Source organism: Variovorax sp. JS1663 (assembly GCF_002157355.1).
GTDB lineage: Bacteria > Pseudomonadota > Gammaproteobacteria > Burkholderiales > Burkholderiaceae_C > Variovorax.
The window spans coordinates 310,110-329,444 of record NZ_LYMK01000001.1 but is presented as its reverse complement, the minus strand read 5'-3'; the positions used below and the strand labels follow the sequence as shown (position 1 = coordinate 329,444).

Sequence of the window (19,335 nt, the reverse complement as noted above, 5' to 3'; positions counted from 1 at the left end):
AAGCGCTGACATGGCTTGATCCTGTCGCAGATCCGAAAGGCCACCGGCTGCGTACAACGCTGCGGGCGCATGTCGCCGCCCGATTGCCTGGAAGGACTCATGCGTCGACTGATCATGCTGCTGGCAGCAGCGCTCGCCATCGCATCGTCATTGGGCGGCTGCTCGGCCGTCGGCACGCTCAACGCACTTTCCGCCCGTGGCGATTCGATGCTGAGCGCAGGTGTCGCATACGGCGAACTGCCTCGGCAGAAGCTCGACATCTACACGCCGGCGGGCATGGCGCCGGCGCACGGCTGGCCGGTGGTGGTGTTTTTCTACGGGGGCTCGTGGAACACGGGCGCTCGCCAGGACTACGAATTCGTGGGGCGAGGGTTGGCGGCGCGCGGCGTGCTGGTCTTGATCGCCGACTACCGGCTGTACCCGGAAGTGCGGTATCCGCAGTTCCTCGAGGACAGCGCACGGGCGCTCGCTTTCGGGCTCGAGCATGCCGCGCGCCTGGGAGGCGACCCGCGGCGGGTGTTCGTGATGGGCCACAGCGCCGGCGGCTACAACGCGGCCATGCTGGCGCTGGATGCGCGCTGGCTCGGGCACACCGGCCACGCGCCCCGCGAGCTTGCGGGCTGGATCGGACTGGCCGGGCCCTACGATTTCCTGCCGACCGGCAACCCCGAGGTGCGGCCGGTGTTCTTCCACCCGAACTATCCGCCGCACGCGCAGCCCATCGAATTCGCGTCGCGGTCCGCACCGCGCACTTTCCTCGGCGCGGCGGTCGACGATGCGCTGGTCAGCCCCGACCGCAGCACGCGGCAGCTGGCGCGCAAGCTGGAGACGGCAGGCGTGCCGGTGACGCTCAGGCTCTACGAGCGTGCGCGGCACACGACGCTCATCGGCGCGTTCGCGTGGCCCTTGGGCTGGATTGCGCCGGTGCTGGAAGACGTGCAGGCCTTCATCGACGCCGCCGGTCCTACTTCGGCCTCACCGCATCCGCCGTCCCCTGGATGAAGGCCTTGATCTTCTCCACGTCATCCATGCTGAGCTTGCCGCTGAAGTCCGGCATGCCACGCTCCATCGCCGGGCCCTTGAAGACGAACTTGTCGAGGTTCTCGATCATGGACGCGTTCATGTAGCCCAGGTTCGGGATGTTGCCGCCGCGGTCCACGCCCGGCACGCCATGGCAGAAGACGCAGTTGCTCACGTAGAGCAGCGTGCCGTCGGGCACCTTGGCGGGGTCGTACTTCACGCCCTGCAGCAGCTTGTCCATGCGGTACTGCACGAAGTCGGGCTTGGGCGCCTTGCCGCCGATGACGAAGGTGTAGACGGTGCCCGGGCCCTGGCGCTCGGTGGCGCGCGCGGCCAGGCCGTAGACGCCGCCCCAGCCGACGGCGATGGAGACGTACTGCTTGCCGTCGACCATGTAGGTGGCCGGCGCCGCGACCACGCCGGTGCCGGTGGCGGTCTCCCACAGCTTGTCGCCGTTCTTGGCGTTGTAGGCGACCAGGCGGCCGTCGGCGGTGCCCTGGAAGACCAGGTTGCCGGCGGTGGTCAAGGTGCCGCCGTTCCAGGGCGAGACATGCTCGACGCCCCAGGCCTCTTTCTGCGCGACCGGGTCCCAGGCGACGAGGCGGCCCGCGGGCTTGCTCTTGGGCGGCTCGGCGTTGATGAACATGGCGGTATTCCAGCCCAGCGCGGCATGGGGGCGGGCCGGCTTGTTCTCGTTGAACTTCCAGTCCTTGTCGTCCATGAGCGAAAGCGGGATGTTCTGCGCGGGCAGGTAGGCCAGGCCGGTCTGCGGGTTGAAGGACATCGAGTGCCAGTTGTGCGCGCCAAAGGGGCCGGGGATGCTGTCGCCGGGCTTCTCGTTCTGGCGCGCGGCGGCGACCTCGATGGGGCGGCCTTTCTTGTCGTAGCCGGTGGCCCAGTTGACCTCGACGAAGTTCTTGGCGGAGATGAACTTGCCGTTGGTGCGGTCGATGACGAAGAAGAAGCCGTTCTTCGGCGCATGCAGGATGACCTTGCGCGGCTTGCCTTTGATCTTGAGGTCGGCCAGGATCATCGGCTGGGTGGAGGTGTAGTCCCAGTTGTCGCCGGGGGTCTCCTGGTAGTGCCAGACGTACTGGCCGGTGTCGGGGTTGAGCGCGACGATGGAGGCGAGGTAGAGGTTGTCGCCGCCCTTGGGGCTGCGCTTGCTGCGCGCCCAGGGTGAGCCGTTGCCGGTGCCCACGTACATGAGGTTGAGCTCGGGGTCGAAGGCGAGCGTGTCCCACGCGGTGCCGCCGCCGCCCGCTTCCCAGTACTTGCCGCTCGGGTCCCAGGTCTTGGCGGCCTTGGCCATGGAGGCGTCCTCGAAGGGCTTGGAGGGATCGCCCGGCACGGTGAACCAGCGCCACTTCTGCTCGCCGGTGGCGGCGTCGTAAGCGGTGATGTAGCCGCGCACGCCGTATTCGGCGCCGCCGTTGCCGATGATGACCTTGCCCTTGAAGACGCGCGGCGCGCCGGTGATGGTGTAGGACTTGGAGCGGTCGGCGATGGTGTCCTTCTCCCAGACCGGCTGGCCGGTGGCGGCATCGAGCGCGATCAGGCGGCCGTCGTAGGCGCCGACGAAGACCTTGCCCTGGTAGAGCGCAACACCGCGGTTGACCACGTCGCAGCAGCCGCGGAAGCCCTTGGACTTGTCGACCTTGGGGTCGTAGCTCCAGAGCTTCTTGCCGGTGCGCACGTCGATGGCATGCACCACGCTCCAGGAGGCGGTGACGTACATGATGCCGTCCACCACCAGCGGCGTGGCCTCGACGCCGCGTGTGGACTCGAGGTTGTAGGACCAGGCCAGGCCCAGTTCCTTGACGTTGCCGGTGGTGATCTGGTCGAGCTTGCTGAAGCGGGTCTCGGCGTAGTCGAGGCCGTAGCTGGGCCAGTCGTTGGTCTTCGCGGTGTTGGCGCGGATGAAGGCGCCGTCCACGCGGGCGGTGGCGGCCTTGATGTGATCGGGCGAGCCCTTGTCCTGGGCCGCCGCGGGCTGTGCCTGAAGGCACAGCAGCGCACCGAGCGCCAGCACGGTGTGGAGCTTGTTCATCGTGTCGTCTCCTGGGTCGTTGTGAGCTGAAGAATCGTTCGCCCGGCCTCTTTCTTCACCCTCGGGATTTCCCGGGGGCGGGACTGTTCCATTGCGGAACACATTCCACCGGCAACGGTGTCCCCCACGCCCAGGAGAGCCCCATGTCCCTGCCCCCGAGCCGCCGCGCCGCAGGCGGCCCGCGACAGCTGTTCTCGACCACGCGCGCCGAGCGGGTGGCGCTGGCGCGGCAGCAGTTCTTCGAGGAAGGCGTGCGGCCCTCCGGGCTGGTGGGCGAGCAGGTGATCCAGTCGTGGATGCGCTGTACGCGCGCGCACACCGACCGCGGCCGCCTGATCGCCTTCGACCCCGTCACGCCGAGCCGGCTGCATGCGACGCTGAACCGCAACCACGAGTTGCTCGATGCGGCGCGCGCCGAGTTGCAGACGATGGAAAGCTCGCTGGCCGGCACCGACTCGCGCGTGCTGCTGACCGATGCGCAGGGCGTGATCGTGCACGTGACGCACAACCCCTCGGCGCCTGCGCAGCCCATCCTGTGCAAGACGGCGCGGCTGGGCGTGAACATCGCCGAGAGCGTGGTGGGCACGACCGCGCCGGGCATCGTCACCTGCACCGGGCAGGCCTGCACGGTGGATGGCGCCGAGCACTACTTCGACTACCTGCGCGAGATGCAATGCGCGGCCGCGCCGATCCGCGACGTGCACGGGCGGCTGGCGGCGGTGCTGGACATCACGGTGGAGGCGCGGCCCTTCGGCTTCGACGCGGCCTCGATGGTGGCGCTCTATGCCACCACCATCGAGAACCGGCTGCTGCTGGCCCAGTCGGCCGACCGGCTGGTGCTGCGCTTCCAGGCCAGCCCGGGACTGCTGGGCACGCCGCTGGAAGCGTTGGCGGGGGTCGGGCCGGATGGGAGCGTGGAATGGCTCAACGCGGCCGGGGCGCGGCTGATCGGGCGGCTGCCGGAGTCGGGGCCGCGCGACGTGGAGCGGGTGTTCGGGCTGGACCTGCGCACGCTGCTGCGCCTGGGCCGGCGCGACGCGGCGCAGCCGGTGCGGCTGGCGAGCGGGTTGGGGGTGTGGCTGCGGGCGCGTCTGCAGGCACCGGACGGCGTGGACTTCCGGCATGCGGTGGGCGTGACGGCGGCGCCGGGCACGAGCATCCCCGCGATCGAACCGCTGCTCTCCGATTCGCCGGCGCCGGCGGTGGCGGACGACGGCACGCTGCGCGGCCACAGCCGCAAGCTGATCGAGGAGACGCTGGCGACGCACGGCGGCAACATCTCGCATGCGGCGCGGCAGCTGCGGGTTTCGCGCGGCACGCTGTACCGGCGGCTGCGCAGCTGGCAGCAGGACGATCCGCTCGGCGAATGATGAGGCTGCGGCGCGACCGCGCGGGTTAGCCCGCTCACGCGCAGTTGGTCACGATCGATACGATTTCCTGCGAAGCGCAGCCCGGTCCTGCGCTGGAGCCGAGATGAATCCCCAGACGAGTGAAGCCGAGCGCCAGGCGCTCTACCGGACGATGCAGCGCATCCGCGCCTTCGAGAACGCCGCCGAAACGGCGAGCCAGGGCGGCGTGAGCGCCTATGGGCAGGAAGCGGCAGGAGCCGCCCAGGTGCGCGGGCCGTTGCACCTGTCGACCGGGCAGGAGGCGGTGGCCGCGGGCGTCTGCGCGCACCTGCATCCGGCCGACTACCTGACCTCCACCCACCGCGGCCACGGCCACACGCTGGCCAAGGGCGCGGACCTCGCACGGATGATGTGCGAGCTGTTCGGCAAGGCCACGGGCTTCAACGGCGGCAAGGGCGGCTCGATGCACATCGCCGATTTTTCGGTGGGCATGCTGGGCGCCAACGGCGTGGTGGCGGCCGGCCTGCCGATCGCGGTGGGCGCGGCGCATGCGCAGAAGCTGCAGAAGAAGGAGGCGATCACCGTGTGCTTCTTCGGCGACGGGGCGATCAACCGCGGGCCTTTCCTGGAGTCGCTGAACTGGGCGCGGGTGTACGGCCTGCCGGTGCTGTTCGTGTGCGAGGACAACCGCTGGAGCGCGACCACGGCGAGCGGGCCGATGACGGCCGGCGACGGCGCCTCGGCGCGCGCGCTGGCGCTGGACATCGCGGCGACGCAGGTGGACGGCAACGACGTGTTCGCGGTGCACGAAGCGGCGCGCCGTCTCGTCGCCGAGGTGCGCGCCGGTCAAGGGCCTCGGCTGCTGCATGCCCTGACCTACCGCGTGAAGGGGCACGTGTCGGTCGACGCGGCGGCCTACCGCGATCCGGGCGAGCTGGCGGCGGCGCTGGAGACGGATCCGCTGGCGCGTGCACGCGCACGCCTGCTCGCGGAGGGCGTGACGGCGCAGGCGCTCGATGCGATCGAGCACGCGGCGCGCGTGGAGGTCGAGGCCGCGGTGGCGGCCGCCGATGCCGCGCCCTGGCCCGAGGCCTCAGCCGCCTTCACCGACGTGCAGACCACCGGAGCCGGCCAATGGACATGAGCAGCGACACGGCGAAGGCCGCCACGGCCGTGGCGCCGCGCGAGATGAGCTACGCCGAGGCCGCGGTGCTGGCGGTGCAGCGTGAGATGGAGGCCGACCCGCGCGTGGTCGTGCTCGGCGAGGACGTGGGGCGCGGGGGTATCTTCGGCCAGTACAAGGGCCTGCAGCAGCGCTTCGGCGCCGAGCGCGTGATCGACACGCCGATCTCGGAGGCCGCGATCATGGGCGCCGGCGTGGGCATGGCGCTGGCGGGCCTCAGGCCGGTGGTCGAGATGCGCGTGGTGGACTTCGCGCTGTGCGGCATGGACGAGTTGGTGAACCAGGCCGCGAAGAACCGCTTCATGTTCGGCGGTCAGGGTCGCGTGCCGATGGTGGCGCGCATGCCGGGCGGCATCTGGGATGCCTCGGCGGCGCAGCATTCGCAGTCGCTGGAAGCCTGGTTCGCGCACCTGCCGGGCGTGGTGGTGGTGTGCCCGGCGACGCCGCAGGACAACCATGCGCTGCTGCGCGCGGCGATGCAGTGCGGCGATCCGGTGGTCTACATCGAGCACAAGGCGCTGTGGGGGGTGCGCGGGCTGGTCGACGAGTCGGTGCCGCTGCCGCTGGGCCGCGCGGCCACGCTGCGCCGGGGCGATGCGCTCACGCTGGTGAGCTGGAGCCGGCAGCTGCAGGCCTGCCATGCCGCCTGCGAAACGCTGGCGGCCGAGGGCATCGCGGTCGAGTTGATCGACCTGCGCACGCTGTGGCCCTGGGACCGCGAGACGGTGCTGGCCTCCTGCGCGCGCACGCTGCGGCTGCTGGTGGTGCACGAGGCGGTGCAGGCCGCCGGCTTCGGCGCCGAGATCGCGGCCAGCGCGGCCGAGGCGACGGGCTGCCGCATCGCGCGGCTCGGTGCGCCGCGCATTCCGGTGGGCTATTCGCCAGTGCTGGAGGCGCAGTCGCGCGTGGGTGCCGAACGCATCGCCGAGGCGGCCAGGGCGTTCGTTCGATGAACGAGTCGGCCGGCTTCGAGGACTCGGTCTTCTTCAAGCTGGTCCGGGTCGTGAACCTCACGGCGCGGCCCTTCCAGCAGCGGGTGGGGCGCGTGCACCAGCTCACGCTCAACGAATGGCGGGCGATGGCGGTGCTGGGCACGCGGCCCGGCATCACGGCGACGCAGCTGGCCGAGCTGACCGGGCTGGACAAGATGTCGGTGAGCCGCGCGCTCGCGGGGCTGAAGCGCCACAAGCGCCTGCACCGTCACGAGGACCCGACGGACCAGCGGTGCAGCCGGCTGTACCTGAGCAGTGCAGGCAAGACGCTCTTCGCCGCGGTCAGCGTGGAGGCCAAAGCGCGCGAGGCGGAGCTGTTCGCGGGCGTGGCCGCTGCGGATCTGGAGCACCTGAACGCCACGCTGGACCGGCTGATCGCCTCGGCGGCGGGACCCGACGCTCAGGCCGCAAAGCCGCCGTCGATGTTGAGGCCCGCGCCAGTCACGAAGGCGGCTTCGGGGCTCGCCAGGTAGGCCACCATGCCGGCAATCTCTTCGCCGCGGCCGTGCCTCGGCAGCGCCATGAAGCCGTGCATGGTGGAAGCCATCGGGCCACTGGCCGGGTTCATGTCGGTGTCGACCGGGCCGGGCTGCACGTTGTTGATCGTGATGCCGCGCGGGCCCAGGTCGCGCGCGAAGCCCTGCACGAGGCCGGTGAGCGCGGACTTGCTCATGGCATAGACGCCGCCGCCGGGGAACGGCATGCGCTCGGCGTTGGTGCTGCCGATGTTGATGATGCGGCCGCCGTCGCCCATGTGGCGCAGCGCGGCCTGGATGGCAACGAAGACGGCGCGGACGTTGACGTTCAGCGTGAGGTCGAAATCCTCGAGCGAGATTTCGTCGACGGCGCCGAGCTTCAGGACGCCGGCGTTGTTGACCAGGATGTCGAGCCGCCCGAACGCCTGCGCAGCCTGGTCGATGGCCGTGCGCAGCGCGGCCGCGTCGGCGCTGTCGACGCGCAGGGCCAGCGCCCGCCCGCCCGCGGCCTCGACAGCGGCGGCCAGTTCCTTGGCCGCGGCGTCGTTGCTGGCGTAGCTGAAGGCGACGGCAGCACCGTCCTTGGCGAGACGCCGCACGATGGCGGCGCCGATGCCGCGGGAACCGCCGGTGACGAAGGCGGCCTTGCCGCCGAGGACGGGCTGGGAGAGAGTGGCTTGGGACATGGTGGACTCCAGGGTGTGTGTTGCGATGGCTCCAGTGTCGGGATTTCATTGCCTTCGCGGTAGTCATCAAGCTGCCCTATCAATTTCAACTTTGGGTTGAAAATCGGCGCATGCAGCCCCTGAGCCATCTCGAATCCTTCGTCCGGAGTGCCGAGAGCGGCAGCTTCTCGGCCGCGGCCCGGCAACTCGGCCTGACACCTGCGGCCGTGAGCAAGAACGTCGCGCGGCTGGAGGCCGGCCTGGGGCTGCGCCTGTTCCAGCGCAGCACGCGCAAGCTGACCCTGACCGAGGGCGGCGAGCAGCTGCTGCAACAGATTTCCGGCGCGCTCGGGACGCTGGCTGACGCGGTGGCCGGGGCCTCCGAGGCCGGACGGCAGCCGGCCGGCACGCTCAAGGTCAGCATGGGCCAGGCCTTCGGGCGCGAGTACCTGGTGCCGCTCCTGGGCGACTTCCTCGCGCGTTACCCGGCCATCCTGCCGGACTGGCATTTCGACAACCGGCAGGTGGACCTGATCGGCGAGGGCTTCGATGCGGCGGTCGGCGGCGGCATCCAGCTCACGCCGGGGCTGGTCGCGCGTGAGCTGGCGCGCGTCCACGTGGTGGCGGTGGCGGCCCCGCGCTACTTCGGCGGCAAGCCGGCGCCCACGCACCCGGCCGAACTGGCGGGCTTCGACAGCATCGTGCGCCGCTCTTCGCCCACGGGGCGCCTGCGAACCTGGACGCTGCGCAATCCTGCCGGCGAGGAGGCGGCGGTGGAAGGCCGGCCGCGCATGATCCTCAGCGACCCGGAGGCGATGTGCCGCGCCGCCGCGATGGGCCTGGGCATCGCGCTGGTGCCGATGCCCTTCGCCCTGCCCGCCCTGCAGGCCGGTGCGCTGGCGCGCGTGCTGCCGGGCTGGTATGCCGATGCCGGCCCGCTGTCGCTCTACTACCCGAGCAAAAAGCTGCTGCCGGCGAAGACGCGGGTGTTCGTCGAATTCGTGGTGGAGCAATTCCGTGCGCACGGCTTCGCGGAGCGCATGAGCGGCGCCTGCAAGGTCCCTGCATGAACACGGGGTTATTCCCTGCGGCGGATGCCGTCCGCGCCCTGTACAACACGGCGGCACGCATCAACAGGAATCCAGCATGAGACCTTTCCCCTTCGCCTCGCGCCGCACGGCGCTCGCCCTGGCGGCAGCCGGCACGCTGCTGGCCGCGGGCCCGGCGTTCGCACAGGGCGCCTGGCCCAACAAGCCGGTACGCATCGTCGTGCCTTTCGCGCCCGGCGGCACCACGGACATCCTGGCGCGCGCGGTGGCGCCGGAACTCTCCAAGGCCCTGGGCCAGCAGTTCATCGTCGACAACCGCGCCGGTGCCGGCGGCAACGTGGGCGCGGAGATCGTCGCCAAGTCGCCCAATGACGGGTACACGCTGCTGATGGGCACGGTGGGCACGCACGGCATCAACCGTGCGCTCTACCCCAAGCTGCCCTTCGACCCGATCAAGGACTTCGCGCCGATCACGCTGGTGGCCGCAGTGCCGAACGTGATGGAGATGAACGTCGACAAGGCGAAGGCGCTCAACATCAACAACGTGGCGGACTTCGTGAAGTACGCCAAGGCCAACCCGGGCAAGCTGAACATGGCTTCGAGCGGCAGCGGGACCTCGATCCACCTGGCCGGCGAGCTGTTCAAGACCATGACCGGCAGCTTCATGACCCACATCCCCTACCGCGGCTCGGGCCCGGCGCTGCTGGACCTGGTGGGCGGCAACGCGGACGTGATGTTCGACAACCTGCCGTCCTCGATGCAGCAGATCAAGGCCGGCAAGCTCAAGGCGCTGGCCGTGACCAGCGCGCAGCGTTCGCCCGCCCTGCCCGACGTGCCCACGGTGGAAGAAGCCGGCGGCCCCGCGCTCAAGGGCTACGAGGCCAGCTCATGGTTCGGCCTGCTGGCACCGGCCGGCACGTCGCCCGAGATCGTGAACCGCATCCAGCAGGAAGTGGCCAAGTCCCTCGGCACCGCGGCGATCAAGGAAAAGATGATGGCCCAGGGCGCGATCCCGAGCGGCAACACGCCGGCCGAGTTCGCCAAGCTGATCGACAGCGAGCACGCCAAGTGGGCGAAGGTGGTGAAGGCCTCGGGCGCGAAGGTGGACTGAGCGCCCTGGCCGATCTGGGGTGACTAGGTCCCCCAGGTCACGTCCTTGCCGTCGCTGAGGGACTCTTTGAGCATATGCAGCAGCGGCACGGCGCGCTGGTGCAGGCCGACGTGCTGCTTCTCGGCATCCTCGTCATGGCCCTCGACGGCATAGTCGTCGTGGTTGTGGGTGTTGCGCCCCTCGCGGGCGATGGCGGCCTCCAGCGCGGCGATCGCGGCGGGCATCTGGTCGATGGTGATCACGCCTTGCTTGGCCGGCGCCTTGCCGATGACGTCGAACAGCTGCCTCGCGTGCGTCTCGAGCATCTTGAAGGGTGGTGCGGCGCGTGACTTGAATTCATAGAGCATGGGTGCCTCGCTTTACTTGTAGATGTAGTCGCGGACAAAAGGGTACACCGATTGCGCACCGTGCAGCGGCCCGGCCTTGACCTTTCCGTCGAGCCGGGCGGCGAGCATCTGGTGCAGCGCGATCCAGCCCTGCTCGAAGCTCATGGCCGATCCCGCGAGGTAGAGGCGGTAGGCACGCAGCACGCGCTCGGCCCTCTCCTTGCCGCTGCTGCGCACCAGCACCTCGCGCGCCTCATCGAAGCGCGCCTCCAGCGAATCGGACCAGTTCCAGAGCGTGCGCGCGTAGTGCGGGCGCAGGTTCTCGGTGTCGACCATCTCGAGGCCGGCGGCCGCGGTCTCCCGCAGGATCCGGGTGACGTGCAGCAGCTCGCCGCCCGGGAAGATGTATTTCTCGATGAAGTCGCCCAGGCCGGCGCCGAGCTGCGCGTAGTCGAGCTGGCCCGAGGTGATGCCGTGGTTCAAGACCAGGCCGCCGGGCTTGAGCAGCGCATGGAGCTTTCGGAAGTAGGCCCCCATGTTCGCGCTGCCCACATGCTCGAACATGCCGACCGAGGAGATCTTGTCGAAGGGCTGGGCCTCGTCGAGCTTTCGGTAGTCGCGCAGCTCGACGCGCACGCGGCCCTGCAGGCCCTTTTCCTCGATCAGGCGGGTGACGTAGGCATGCTGGTTCTTCGACAGCGTGATGCCGGTGGCGTCCACGCCGTAGTGCTCGGCGGCCCACAGCAGCAGGGCGCCCCAGCCGGAGCCAATGTCCAGGTAGCGCTCGCCGGGCTGCAGCATGAGCTTGCGGCAGATGTGGTCGAGCTTGGCCTCTTGCGCTTGCGCCAGCGTCATGCCCTCGTCACGGAAATAGGCGCATGAATAGACGCGGCGCGGGTCCAGCCACAGCGCATAGAAGTCGTCGGAGACGTCGTAGTGGAACTCGATCTGTGCCGCATCCCTGTTCAGCGAGTGCGAGCCGCGCGACTTGGCGCGCCGCTGCAGGCGAGCCCACCAGCTACCGGTGGTCTCGGCGGGATTGTGCGGCAGCAGGCCCACCGTCACGTCGATCAGGTCGCGCATGGCGCCCTGGATCTGCACCTTGCCCTCGACGTAGGCCTCGCCGATGGCGCCGAGCTGGCGCGCGCCCAGCTTGGCCAGCGCCGACCACTCCGTGAAGGCCAGGGTGACGCGGGAGCCTGGCCTGCCGAACTGGCGGCCGTCGGGCAGCTGAAGAGTGACGGGGACTTGCAGCGATGACAGCTGCGACTCGATCTTCGGCAACAGGCTTGGCATGGAGCAATTCTTGCCAGCAACCCGCAAGGTCGTCAACCGACCCCAGAAATACCCTGATCGGTGTTGACATCAGATTGTTTAGACCTAAACTATTGATCCATGAACAGCTTCACCACAGACCTTCGGCGTATCCTGTGCATCGGCGGCGGCCCGGCCGGCCTCTACTTTGCGCTCCTGATGAAAGCCAGGCAGCCGTCGCTGGAGGTCACCGTGGTCGAACGCAACCGCCCCTTCGACACCTTCGGGTGGGGCGTGGTGCTGAGCGACCAGACGCTCGACAACCTGCGCGCGGCCGACCCCGAGACGGCGGCGCTGATCGGCAACGAGTTCCACCACTGGGACGACATCCAGGTCTTCTTCAAGGGCGGCCAGGTCCGCTCGGGCGGCCACGGCTTCTGCGGCATCGGGCGCAAGCGGTTGCTCAACATCCTGCAGGAGCGCTGCCTGGCCCTGGGCGTGAAGCTGGTGTTCGAGACCGATGTGACGGACGATCAGGCCCTGGCCGCGCAGTACGACGCCGACCTGGTGATCGCCAGCGACGGGCTCAACAGCCGCATCCGCCAGCGCTATGCGGACGTCTTCGAGCCGGACGTCGATCTGCGCCAATGCCGCTTCGTCTGGCTCGGCACGCACCAGACTTTCGACGCCTTCACCTTCGCTTTCGAACAGACCGAGCACGGCTGGTTCCAGGCGCATGCCTACCAGTTCGACAACGACACCTCGACCTTCATCGTCGAGACGCCCGAGGAAGTCTGGAAGGCCCACGGCCTGGACCAGATGGAGCAGCCCGAGGCCATCGCCTTCTGCGAGAAGATGTTCGCCAAGTACCTGGGCGGCCATCAGTTGATCAGCAATGCAACGCACCTGCGCGGCTCAGCCAACTGGATCCGCTTCCCGCGCGTGGTCTGCAAGCACTGGACGCACCGAGTCGACGTCAAGGGCCGCAGCGTGCCGGTGGTGTTGATGGGCGACGCGGCGCACACCGCGCACTTCTCCATCGGCTCGGGCACCAAGCTCGCGCTGGAGGATGCGATCGACCTGTGCAATGAGTTCGCGCAGGGCGGCGACGTGGACACGGTGCTCGAGGCCTACGAGGCCCGCCGCAGCGTGGAGGTGCTCAAGATCCAGAACGCGGCGCGCAACTCGACCGAGTGGTTCGAGAATGTGAAGCGCTACACCGGCATGGAGATCGAGCAGTTCGCCTATTCGCTGCTCACCCGCTCGCAGCGCATCAGCCACGAGAACCTGCGGCTGCGCGACACGCAATGGCTGGGCGGCTACGAGCAGTGGCTGTCGGGCGGCAAGGCGGTGCCCCCGATGCTGATGCCGCTCCAGGTGCGCGGGCTCACACTGAAGAACCGCATCATGGTCTCCCCGATGGCGACCTACAGCGCGGTCGACGGCGTGCCGCAGGACTTCCTGCTGGTGCACCTCGGCGCACGTGCGCTCGGCGGCGCAGCGATCGTGTTCGTCGAGATGACCAGCCCCACGCCCGAGGGCCGCATCACCCCGGGCTGCACCGGTCTCTACAACGACCAGCAGCAGGCAGCCTTCCAGCGCATCGTCGACTTCGTGCACGCCAACTCCAGCGCCAGGATCGGGATGCAGCTGGGCCACAGCGGACCCAAGGGCTCGACCCAACTGGGCTGGGAAGAGACGGATGAACCGCTGCCCCAGGGCAACTGGCCGCTGCTGGCCGCCAGCCCCCTCGCCTACGGCGAGCAGAACCAGGTGCCGGCTGCGATGACGCGCACGCAGATGGACCTGCTCCGCGACCAGTTCTTGGCCTCCACCCGCCGTGCGGCGGAGATCGGCTTCGACTGGCTCGAGCTGCACTGCGCGCACGGCTATCTGCTGGCCTCCTTCCTCAGCCCGCTCACCAACCAGCGCACCGACGAGTACGGCGGCAGCCTCGAGAACCGCTGCCGCTATCCGCTGGAGGTGTTCCGCGCCATGCGCGCGGCCTGGCCCGCGGAACGGCCGATGAGCGTCCGTATCTCGGCGCACGACTGGGCGCCGGGCGGCAACACGGGTGACGACGCGGTCGAGATCGCGCGCTTCTTCAAGGAGGCGGGCTGCGATTTCATCGACGTCTCCTCGGGCCAGACCACGCGCGCCGCGAAGCCGGTGTACGGGCGCATGTACCAGACGCCCTTTGCCGACCGCATCCGCAACGAGGTGGGCATCTCGACCATCGCGGTGGGCGCCATCACCGAGGCCGACCAGGCCAACAGCATCATTGCCGCCGGCCGCGCCGACCTCTGCGCCATCGCGCGTCCTCACCTCGCCGACCCGGCCTGGACGCTGCACGAGACAGCCAAGCTGCAGAGCCGCGACGTCGAGTGGCCGAAGCAGTACCTCAGCGGGCGCGACCAGATGTACCGGGAGATCGCCAAACAGCAGCAGCTGGCCGCCGCCATGGCCGCCGCTGGCGCGCGGCGCGATCCCGACGAGGAGCAATAGCATGGATCTCGAAGCCCGGGCCCACAGCGAGCACCCCGACGAGCTGCGCCTCTGGCTGCGCCTGCTGACCTGCACGCAGCTGATCGAGAAGCAGGTGCGCAACGGGCTGCGCGAGCAGTTCAACACCACCCTGCCCCGCTTCGACCTGATGTCGCAGCTGGAGCGCGAGCCCGACGGAATGAAGATGAACGAGCTGTCCCGCCGCATGATGGTGACGGGCGGCAACGTCACCGGCATCACCGACCAGCTGGTGGCCGAAGGGCTGGTGGAGCGCGTCGACGTCGAGGGCGACCGCCGCGCCTGGCGCGTGCGCCTCACGCCGCGCGGGCGCCGGCTCTTCAACGACATGGCACAGCAGCACGAAGCCTGGATCGTCGACGCCTTCGCCGGGCTCAACGCCAAGGAGATCGCGCAACTGCACAAGCTGCTCGGCAAGGTCAAGCAGCATTCCCATCAGCAACTGGCGGAGACCGTATGAAGCACTACATCGGCGCAGGCAATCCCATGCATGCGCAGTTCGAGCCGAAGGCCGGCTACCAGGCCGAGCACTTCAGCTGGGCCTTCGAGGCCGGCGTCGGCACCATCACCCTCAACCGGCCGGAGCGCAAGAACCCGCTGACCTTCGATTCGTACGGCGAGTTGCGCGACCTGTTCCGCGCGCTGTACTTCGCGAATGACGTCAAGGCGATCGTGGTCACTGGCGCAGGCGACAACTTCTGCTCGGGCGGGGACGTGCACGAGATCATCGGTCCGCTGACGAAGATGCGCATGCCGGAGCTGCTGGAGTTCACCCGCATGACTGGCGACCTGGTGAAGGCCATGCGCCATTGCCCGCAGCCGATCGTGGGCGCGATCGACGGCGTCTGCGCGGGTGCCGGCGCGATGATCGCGCTGGCCTGCGACCTGCGCTACGGCACGCCGGCGACGAACACCGCCTTCCTGTTCACGCGCGTCGGGCTGGCCGGCGCCGACATGGGCGCCTGCGCGCTGCTGCCCCGCGTGATCGGCCAGGGCCGTGCATCGGAGCTGCTCTTCACAGGCCGCGCCATGACGGCGCAGGAAGGGCATGCCTGGGGCTTCTTCAACTCGCTGCACGACAGCGACGCGCTGCTGCCGGCCGCCACCACCATGGCGCGCAAGCTGGCCGAGGGCCCAAGCTTCGCGCACGGGATGACCAAGACCATGCTGTCGCAGGAATGGGCGATGACCATCGACCAGGCCATCGAGGCGGAAGCCCAGGCCCAGGCGATCTGCATGCAGACCGAGGACTTCAAGCGCGCTTTCGAGGCCTTCGCGGCCAAGCGCAAGCCGGTGTTCGGTGGAGATTGAAGCAATGGCAGCTTCCGCAACGCCCCCCTCGACAGCGCATCTGGCGCTGCCCTTCTTCGACGACGTGCACCGCACGCTGGCGCGCGAGCTGCTGCCCTGGGCCGCCACCCAGTCGGTGGACGAGCGTGACGACCGCGCCGCCTGCCGCGACTGGGTGAAGCGGCTCGGCCAGGGCGGATGGCTGCGTTATTGCGTGCCGGCCGCGTCGGGCGGCGCGCTGGAACGCCTGGATTCGCGCGCCCTGGTGCTGTTGCGCGAGACGCTGGCCTTCCATTCGCCGCTGGCTGACTTCGCCTTTGCGATGCAGGGGCTGGGCAGCGGTGCGATCACGCTGGCTGGCAGCGCCGCGCAGCAGCGCGACTACCTCCGCGCGGTTGCGCAAGGCGACAAGATCGCCGCTTTCGCGCTCTCCGAGCCGGAGGCCGGATCGGACGTGGGTGCGATGGCGATGCAGGCCGTCGCCACACCGCAGGGCTGGCGCCTGGATGGCCAGAAGACCTGGATCAGCAATGGCGGCATTGCCGATTTCTATTGCGTGTTCGCCAAGACCGAGCCGGCGGCGGGTTCGCGCGGCATCACGGCCTTCGTGGTGGATGCGAATGCACAGGGCCTGGACACATCGGCCCATATCGAGGTGATGGCACCGCATCCGCTGGCGACGCTGAGCTTCGAAGGCTGCACTGTGCCGCGCGAAGCGCAGCTGGGCGAGCTGAATGGCGGCTTCAAGCTCGCGATGCGCACGCTCGACATCTTCCGCGCCTCGGTCGCCGGCGCGGCGCTCGGCATGGCCCGGCGCGCGCTCACCGAGGCGGTGCGCCACGCGAGCACGCGCCGCATGTTTGGCCAGACGCTCGCCGACTTCCAGCTCACGCAGGCCAAGCTCGGCGAGATGGCCGCGCTGATCGACAGTGCAGCGCTGCTGACCTACCGCGCCGCCTGGATGCGCGACGACAGCGAGCGCCGCGACGCGCCGCCAGCAGGCGACATCACCGCCGCGGCGGCGATGGCCAAGATGTGCGCCACCGAGAATGCCAGCCGCGTGATCGACATGGCGCTGCAGATGCATGGCGGCCTGGGCGTGAAGGTGGGCACCAAGGTCGAGAGCCTCTATCGCGACATCCGCTCGCTGCGCATCTACGAGGGCGCGACGGAAGTGCAGCAATTGATCATCGGCAAGTCCGTCCTGCGGAGCCTGGCATGAGCGCACAGATCGATCGCTTCGTTCATGACCGCCTGCCGCCGGCAGAGCAGTTGCCGATGTTCCGCTACGACCTGCCGGAGCTGCAGCTGCCAGATCAGCTGAACCTGGTGGAAGAGCTGCTGGACAAGGCGGCCTCCAAGCCCTGGGCGAATCGCCCGATGCTGCGCTCGCCGCAGCGCACGCTGAGCTACGCCGAGGCCGCGGCAGAGGTGAACCGCATCGCGCAGGTGCTGGTGGAGGACCTGCGCCTGGTGCCCGGCAATCGCGTGCTGCTGCGTGGCGGCAATTCGATCGGGATGGCGCTGGGCTGGCTGGCCGTGGTGAAGGCGGGCCTGATCGCGGTGGCCACCATGCCACTGCTGCGCGCCAAGGAGCTGGGCGACATCATCGAGAAGGCTCAGCCCACGGTGGCGCTGTGCGACGGCAGGCTGCTCGAGGAGCTGCATACGGCACAGCAGGCGCATCCGGTTCTGAAGACGGTGATCGCCTTCCATCAGCCGCAGCAGGCCGATTCGCTGGAAGCGCGCGCCGCCGCCAAGAGCGGCGTCTTCAAGGCCTGTCCGACCGCTGCCGACGACATCGCACTGCTGGCCTTCACCTCCGGCACCACCGGCAAGCCGAAGGCACCCGTCACCACGCATCGCGACGTGCTGGCGATGTGCCAGACCTGGCCGCGGCACGTGCTGCGCGCCCGCAGCGAGGACATCGTGATCGGCTCGCCGCCGCTGGCCTTTACTTTCGGCCTGGGCGGGCTGCTGATCTTCCCGATGTGGGCCGGTGCCTCGGTGTATTTCAACGACGGTCCCTACACACCGGAAAGCATGGTCAAGACCATCCGCGAGGTCGGCGCGACCATCAGCTACACCGCGCCCACGTTCTACCGTCAAATGGCGCCTTTCGCGAAGGCCCTGGGCGTACCCACGCTGCGCATCAGCGTCAGCGCCGGCGAGGCCCTGCCCGATGCCACGCGCGAACTGTGGAAGAGCGCCACCGGCATCGAGATGCTCGACGGCATCGGCGGCACGGAGGTGTTCCACATCTACATATCGGCGGCCGGCGACGAGGTGCGGCACGGCGCCGTGGGCAAGGCCGTGCCTGGTTTCACCGCGAAGGTGGTGGACGAAGATGGCAACGAGGTGCCGCGCGGCACCGTCGGCAAGCTGGCGCTGATCGGGCCGGTCGGCTGCCGCTACCTCGACGATCCGCGTCAAGCCGATTATGTGAAGAAGGGCTGGAACTACCCGGGCGATGCCTTCGTGCAGGACGAGGACGGCTACTTCTTCTACCAGTCGCGGGCCGACGACATGATCATCACGGCCGGCTATAACGTAGGCGGACCGGAGGTCGAGGACGCGCTGCTCAAACATCCTGCCGTCGCCGAATGCGGCGTGATCGGCAAGCCTGACCCAGAGCGCGGAATGATCGTCAAGGCTTTCTGCGTGCTCAAGCCCGGCCATACCGGAGATGCGAGCCTCGTCAAGGCGCTGCAGGACCACGTCAAGGCCACCATCGCCCCCTTCAAGTACCCACGGGAGATCGAGTTCGTCGCCGGCCTGCCGCGCACCGAAACCGGCAAGCTCCAACGATTCAAACTGAGGCAAATCACATCATGATCAAACTCTTGCAACCGCCCGGCTGGGCACCTCCCAAGGGCTATGCGAACGGCGTCGCCGCGCGCGGCACCATGGTCTTCGTCGGCGGCCAGGTCGGCTGGGATGCACAGCAGCAATTCGTTTCCGACGATTTCATCGAGCAGACCGGGCAGGCGCTGCGCAACATTGCCGCCATCCTGCGTGAGGGCGGGGCAGGTCCGGAGCACATGGTGCGCATGACCTGGTACGTGACGGATCGTGACGAATACAACCGGCGGCTGGGCGAACTCGGCCCGGTGTATCGCGATGCGATGGGGCGCAACTTTCCCGCCATGACCTGCGTGCAGGTGGCGGCGCTGGTGGAGGCGCGCGCCAAGGTGGAGATCGAGGTCACCGCCGTCGTGCCCGACTGAGCAACCGGGCCCGGACGCCGTCGCGCTTATTGGAGGCTGCTGCGCTCAGCGCCGGGATCGGACAGGATCAAGGCGGCGCGGTAGGCGGCCCGCCCCGCCATTTTGGTTTCAGCGGCCAGCTTCTTCCAAAGCTGGTCACGCTCCACCGGCGACAGCACCTCCGGCTGGTCGACGAGGGAGTGTGCGATCGCCAGCAGGGACAGGACCGAAGTCAAGCAGAAGCTGAGTGCCGATATGGTGGGGCGGACGCGATAATTTTCTTCTTCATCGCGCTGGATCTCTTCTCGCTCTTTCTCGTCCAGGGAAAGAAGATCCGTATTCGAATGGAATGGGACGGCGGGCTGGTTGCTGAAAATCGAATCAGCGGCCTGCTGGACTGCATCCACCGCGTTTTCGATCAAATTGCGCGAAATGGAGGCCTCAGTCATGGAATTCTTCGTCTCCACCGTGCATGAACTTTCCTTGGTCATCCAGCTTTTTTTGCTGACCAAATGTTACACACGGTGGGGGCCTCTATCCATGACTTTTGTCACGGCACCAACTCGTTTGAGGCCATAGAGCAGCAAAAAGAATGCTTTCTTATTAGAAATCGCATTAGGCTTACGCCGCGCGCCGCTCACGCACTTTCAGGCAACGAAGCCATCAGTGGCCGTCGAATTTGCGACAAAAGCGGCAAAAACAAAAACGCCCACTCAAAGGTGGGCGTTTTGCAATTTGGCGGGGGAAATCCGCCTCAATTTGGTTGCGCGAGCAAGATTTGAACTTGCGACCTTTGGGTTATGAGCCCAACGAGCTACCAGGCTGCTCCATCGCGCGGCAG

General features: G+C 68.4%; 18 protein-coding genes and 1 tRNA gene. 13 read left to right on the top strand and 6 right to left on the bottom strand.

The features are described 5' to 3' along the window. Positions 1-99: 99 nt before the first annotated feature. A complete protein-coding gene (locus tag A8M77_RS01710) occupies positions 100-1,002 on the top strand; it encodes an alpha/beta hydrolase (RefSeq protein WP_086919823.1) in 903 nt (300 codons plus the stop codon). On the opposite strand, the gene A8M77_RS01705 is transcribed toward A8M77_RS01710, so the two are convergent. Then, the gene (locus A8M77_RS01705) at positions 965-3,070 is read right to left on the bottom strand and encodes a PQQ-dependent dehydrogenase, methanol/ethanol family (protein ID WP_086919822.1); all 2,106 of its coding nucleotides are present in this window, start codon (positions 3,068-3,070) and stop codon (positions 965-967) included. The two genes, A8M77_RS01710 and A8M77_RS01705, sit on opposite strands and share 38 nt — an antisense overlap. A gap of 143 nt (positions 3,071-3,213) precedes the next feature. Here A8M77_RS01705 and A8M77_RS01700 point away from each other — a divergent pair, with 143 nt between their 5' ends. The 4 genes from A8M77_RS01700 to A8M77_RS01685 all read left to right on the top strand — a co-directional run bounded on the left by A8M77_RS01700 (position 3,214) and on the right by A8M77_RS01685 (position 7,067). After that, entirely contained in the window at positions 3,214-4,440 is a 1,227-nt protein-coding gene (locus A8M77_RS01700; RefSeq protein WP_086919821.1) for a helix-turn-helix domain-containing protein, read from the top strand. Between the two features lie 103 nt (positions 4,441-4,543). Beyond that, positions 4,544-5,563, top strand: a complete 1,020-nt coding sequence (locus A8M77_RS01695; RefSeq protein WP_086919820.1) for a thiamine pyrophosphate-dependent dehydrogenase E1 component subunit alpha — start codon at positions 4,544-4,546, stop codon at positions 5,561-5,563. Continuing rightward, positions 5,560-6,555: an alpha-ketoacid dehydrogenase subunit beta gene (locus A8M77_RS01690; RefSeq protein WP_192871530.1), complete on the top strand. Its 996-nt coding sequence runs from the start codon at positions 5,560-5,562 to the stop codon at positions 6,553-6,555. The genes A8M77_RS01695 and A8M77_RS01690 overlap by 4 nt, the downstream gene beginning before the upstream one ends. After that, on the top strand, positions 6,552-7,067 hold the full coding sequence (locus A8M77_RS01685; RefSeq protein WP_086919819.1) for a MarR family winged helix-turn-helix transcriptional regulator: 516 nt from the start codon (positions 6,552-6,554) through the stop codon (positions 7,065-7,067). The genes A8M77_RS01690 and A8M77_RS01685 overlap by 4 nt, the downstream gene beginning before the upstream one ends. Here A8M77_RS01685 and A8M77_RS01680 read toward each other — a convergent pair. Beyond that, complete coding sequence (locus tag A8M77_RS01680; RefSeq protein ID WP_086919818.1) at positions 6,995-7,756, bottom strand: SDR family oxidoreductase; 762 nt, start codon at positions 7,754-7,756, stop codon at positions 6,995-6,997. The genes A8M77_RS01685 and A8M77_RS01680 overlap by 73 nt on opposite strands. A 110-nt stretch (positions 7,757-7,866) precedes the next feature. Here A8M77_RS01680 and A8M77_RS01675 point away from each other — a divergent pair, with 110 nt between their 5' ends. Both A8M77_RS01675 and A8M77_RS01670 read left to right on the top strand, forming a co-directional pair. Then, complete coding sequence (locus A8M77_RS01675; RefSeq protein ID WP_086919817.1) at positions 7,867-8,805, top strand: LysR family transcriptional regulator; 939 nt, start codon at positions 7,867-7,869, stop codon at positions 8,803-8,805. Between the two features lie 76 nt (positions 8,806-8,881). Continuing rightward, positions 8,882-9,895, top strand: coding sequence for a Bug family tripartite tricarboxylate transporter substrate binding protein (locus A8M77_RS01670; RefSeq protein WP_086919816.1), 1,014 nt, complete (start codon positions 8,882-8,884; stop codon positions 9,893-9,895). A gap of 23 nt (positions 9,896-9,918) precedes the next feature. Here A8M77_RS01670 and A8M77_RS01665 read toward each other — a convergent pair whose 3' ends face one another. Both A8M77_RS01665 and A8M77_RS01660 read right to left on the bottom strand, forming a co-directional pair. Next, positions 9,919-10,242: a DUF1840 domain-containing protein gene (locus A8M77_RS01665; RefSeq protein ID WP_086919815.1), complete on the bottom strand. Its 324-nt coding sequence runs from the start codon at positions 10,240-10,242 to the stop codon at positions 9,919-9,921. Positions 10,243-10,254: 12 nt separating this feature from the next. Then, a complete protein-coding gene (locus A8M77_RS01660; protein WP_086919814.1) occupies positions 10,255-11,517 on the bottom strand; it encodes an SAM-dependent methyltransferase in 1,263 nt (420 codons plus the stop codon). A 99-nt stretch (positions 11,518-11,616) separates the two neighbouring features. Here A8M77_RS01660 and A8M77_RS01655 point away from each other — a divergent pair, with 99 nt between their 5' ends. From A8M77_RS01655 to A8M77_RS01630, 6 genes are read left to right on the top strand one after another with little or no spacing between them, the layout of a single operon-like run. Continuing rightward, positions 11,617-13,980: a bifunctional salicylyl-CoA 5-hydroxylase/oxidoreductase gene (locus tag A8M77_RS01655; RefSeq protein ID WP_086919813.1), complete on the top strand. Its 2,364-nt coding sequence runs from the start codon at positions 11,617-11,619 to the stop codon at positions 13,978-13,980. 1 nt (position 13,981) lies between these two features. After that, positions 13,982-14,458 (top strand): MarR family winged helix-turn-helix transcriptional regulator, encoded by a 477-nt coding sequence (locus A8M77_RS01650; protein ID WP_086919812.1) that lies wholly within the window; start codon positions 13,982-13,984, stop codon positions 14,456-14,458. Then, the gene (locus tag A8M77_RS01645; protein ID WP_086919811.1) at positions 14,455-15,309 is read left to right on the top strand and encodes an enoyl-CoA hydratase family protein; all 855 of its coding nucleotides are present in this window, start codon (positions 14,455-14,457) and stop codon (positions 15,307-15,309) included. Before A8M77_RS01650 ends, A8M77_RS01645 begins: the two co-directional genes overlap by 4 nt. A 4-nt stretch (positions 15,310-15,313) precedes the next feature. Next, positions 15,314-16,510, top strand: a complete 1,197-nt coding sequence (locus tag A8M77_RS01640) for an acyl-CoA dehydrogenase family protein (protein WP_086919810.1) — start codon at positions 15,314-15,316, stop codon at positions 16,508-16,510. Beyond that, a complete protein-coding gene (locus tag A8M77_RS01635; protein ID WP_086919809.1) occupies positions 16,507-18,123 on the top strand; it encodes an AMP-binding protein in 1,617 nt (538 codons plus the stop codon). The genes A8M77_RS01640 and A8M77_RS01635 overlap by 4 nt, the downstream gene beginning before the upstream one ends. Beyond that, positions 18,120-18,515 carry a RidA family protein gene (locus A8M77_RS01630; protein ID WP_443269896.1) on the top strand — a complete coding sequence of 132 codons (396 nt, stop codon included), beginning with the start codon at positions 18,120-18,122 and terminating at the stop codon, positions 18,513-18,515. The genes A8M77_RS01635 and A8M77_RS01630 overlap by 4 nt, the downstream gene beginning before the upstream one ends. A 26-nt stretch (positions 18,516-18,541) precedes the next feature. Here the strand turns inward: A8M77_RS01630 and A8M77_RS01625 are convergent, their stop codons facing one another. Continuing rightward, positions 18,542-18,985, bottom strand: a complete 444-nt coding sequence (locus tag A8M77_RS01625) for a hypothetical protein (protein WP_158100863.1) — start codon at positions 18,983-18,985, stop codon at positions 18,542-18,544. 269 nt (positions 18,986-19,254) lie between these two features. Beyond that, positions 19,255-19,331 (bottom strand) — tRNA-Met (locus A8M77_RS01620). Positions 19,332-19,335: the final 4 nt, after the last annotated feature.

Excerpts from the sequence above, each read along its gene's own strand:
- A8M77_RS01710 (WP_086919823.1), top strand. The coding sequence starts at position 100 with ATGCGTCGACTGATCATGCTGCTGGCAGCAGCGCTCGCCATCGCATCG.
- A8M77_RS01705 (WP_086919822.1), bottom strand. The coding sequence starts at position 3,070 with ATGAACAAGCTCCACACCGTGCTGGCGCTCGGTGCGCTGCTGTGCCTT.
- A8M77_RS01700 (WP_086919821.1), top strand. The coding sequence starts at position 3,214 with ATGTCCCTGCCCCCGAGCCGCCGCGCCGCAGGCGGCCCGCGACAGCTG.
- A8M77_RS01695 (WP_086919820.1), top strand. The coding sequence starts at position 4,544 with ATGAATCCCCAGACGAGTGAAGCCGAGCGCCAGGCGCTCTACCGGACG.
- A8M77_RS01690 (WP_192871530.1), top strand. The coding sequence starts at position 5,560 with ATGAGCAGCGACACGGCGAAGGCCGCCACGGCCGTGGCGCCGCGCGAG.
- A8M77_RS01685 (WP_086919819.1), top strand. The coding sequence starts at position 6,552 with ATGAACGAGTCGGCCGGCTTCGAGGACTCGGTCTTCTTCAAGCTGGTC.
- A8M77_RS01680 (WP_086919818.1), bottom strand. The coding sequence starts at position 7,756 with ATGTCCCAAGCCACTCTCTCCCAGCCCGTCCTCGGCGGCAAGGCCGCC.
- A8M77_RS01675 (WP_086919817.1), top strand. The coding sequence starts at position 7,867 with ATGCAGCCCCTGAGCCATCTCGAATCCTTCGTCCGGAGTGCCGAGAGC.
- A8M77_RS01670 (WP_086919816.1), top strand. The coding sequence starts at position 8,882 with ATGAGACCTTTCCCCTTCGCCTCGCGCCGCACGGCGCTCGCCCTGGCG.
- A8M77_RS01665 (WP_086919815.1), bottom strand. The coding sequence starts at position 10,242 with ATGCTCTATGAATTCAAGTCACGCGCCGCACCACCCTTCAAGATGCTC.
- A8M77_RS01660 (WP_086919814.1), bottom strand. The coding sequence starts at position 11,517 with ATGCCAAGCCTGTTGCCGAAGATCGAGTCGCAGCTGTCATCGCTGCAA.
- A8M77_RS01655 (WP_086919813.1), top strand. The coding sequence starts at position 11,617 with ATGAACAGCTTCACCACAGACCTTCGGCGTATCCTGTGCATCGGCGGC.
- A8M77_RS01650 (WP_086919812.1), top strand. The coding sequence starts at position 13,982 with ATGGATCTCGAAGCCCGGGCCCACAGCGAGCACCCCGACGAGCTGCGC.
- A8M77_RS01645 (WP_086919811.1), top strand. The coding sequence starts at position 14,455 with ATGAAGCACTACATCGGCGCAGGCAATCCCATGCATGCGCAGTTCGAG.
- A8M77_RS01640 (WP_086919810.1), top strand. The coding sequence starts at position 15,314 with ATGGCAGCTTCCGCAACGCCCCCCTCGACAGCGCATCTGGCGCTGCCC.
- A8M77_RS01635 (WP_086919809.1), top strand. The coding sequence starts at position 16,507 with ATGAGCGCACAGATCGATCGCTTCGTTCATGACCGCCTGCCGCCGGCA.
- A8M77_RS01630 (WP_443269896.1), top strand. The coding sequence starts at position 18,120 with ATGATCAAACTCTTGCAACCGCCCGGCTGGGCACCTCCCAAGGGCTAT.
- A8M77_RS01625 (WP_158100863.1), bottom strand. The coding sequence starts at position 18,985 with ATGACCAAGGAAAGTTCATGCACGGTGGAGACGAAGAATTCCATGACT.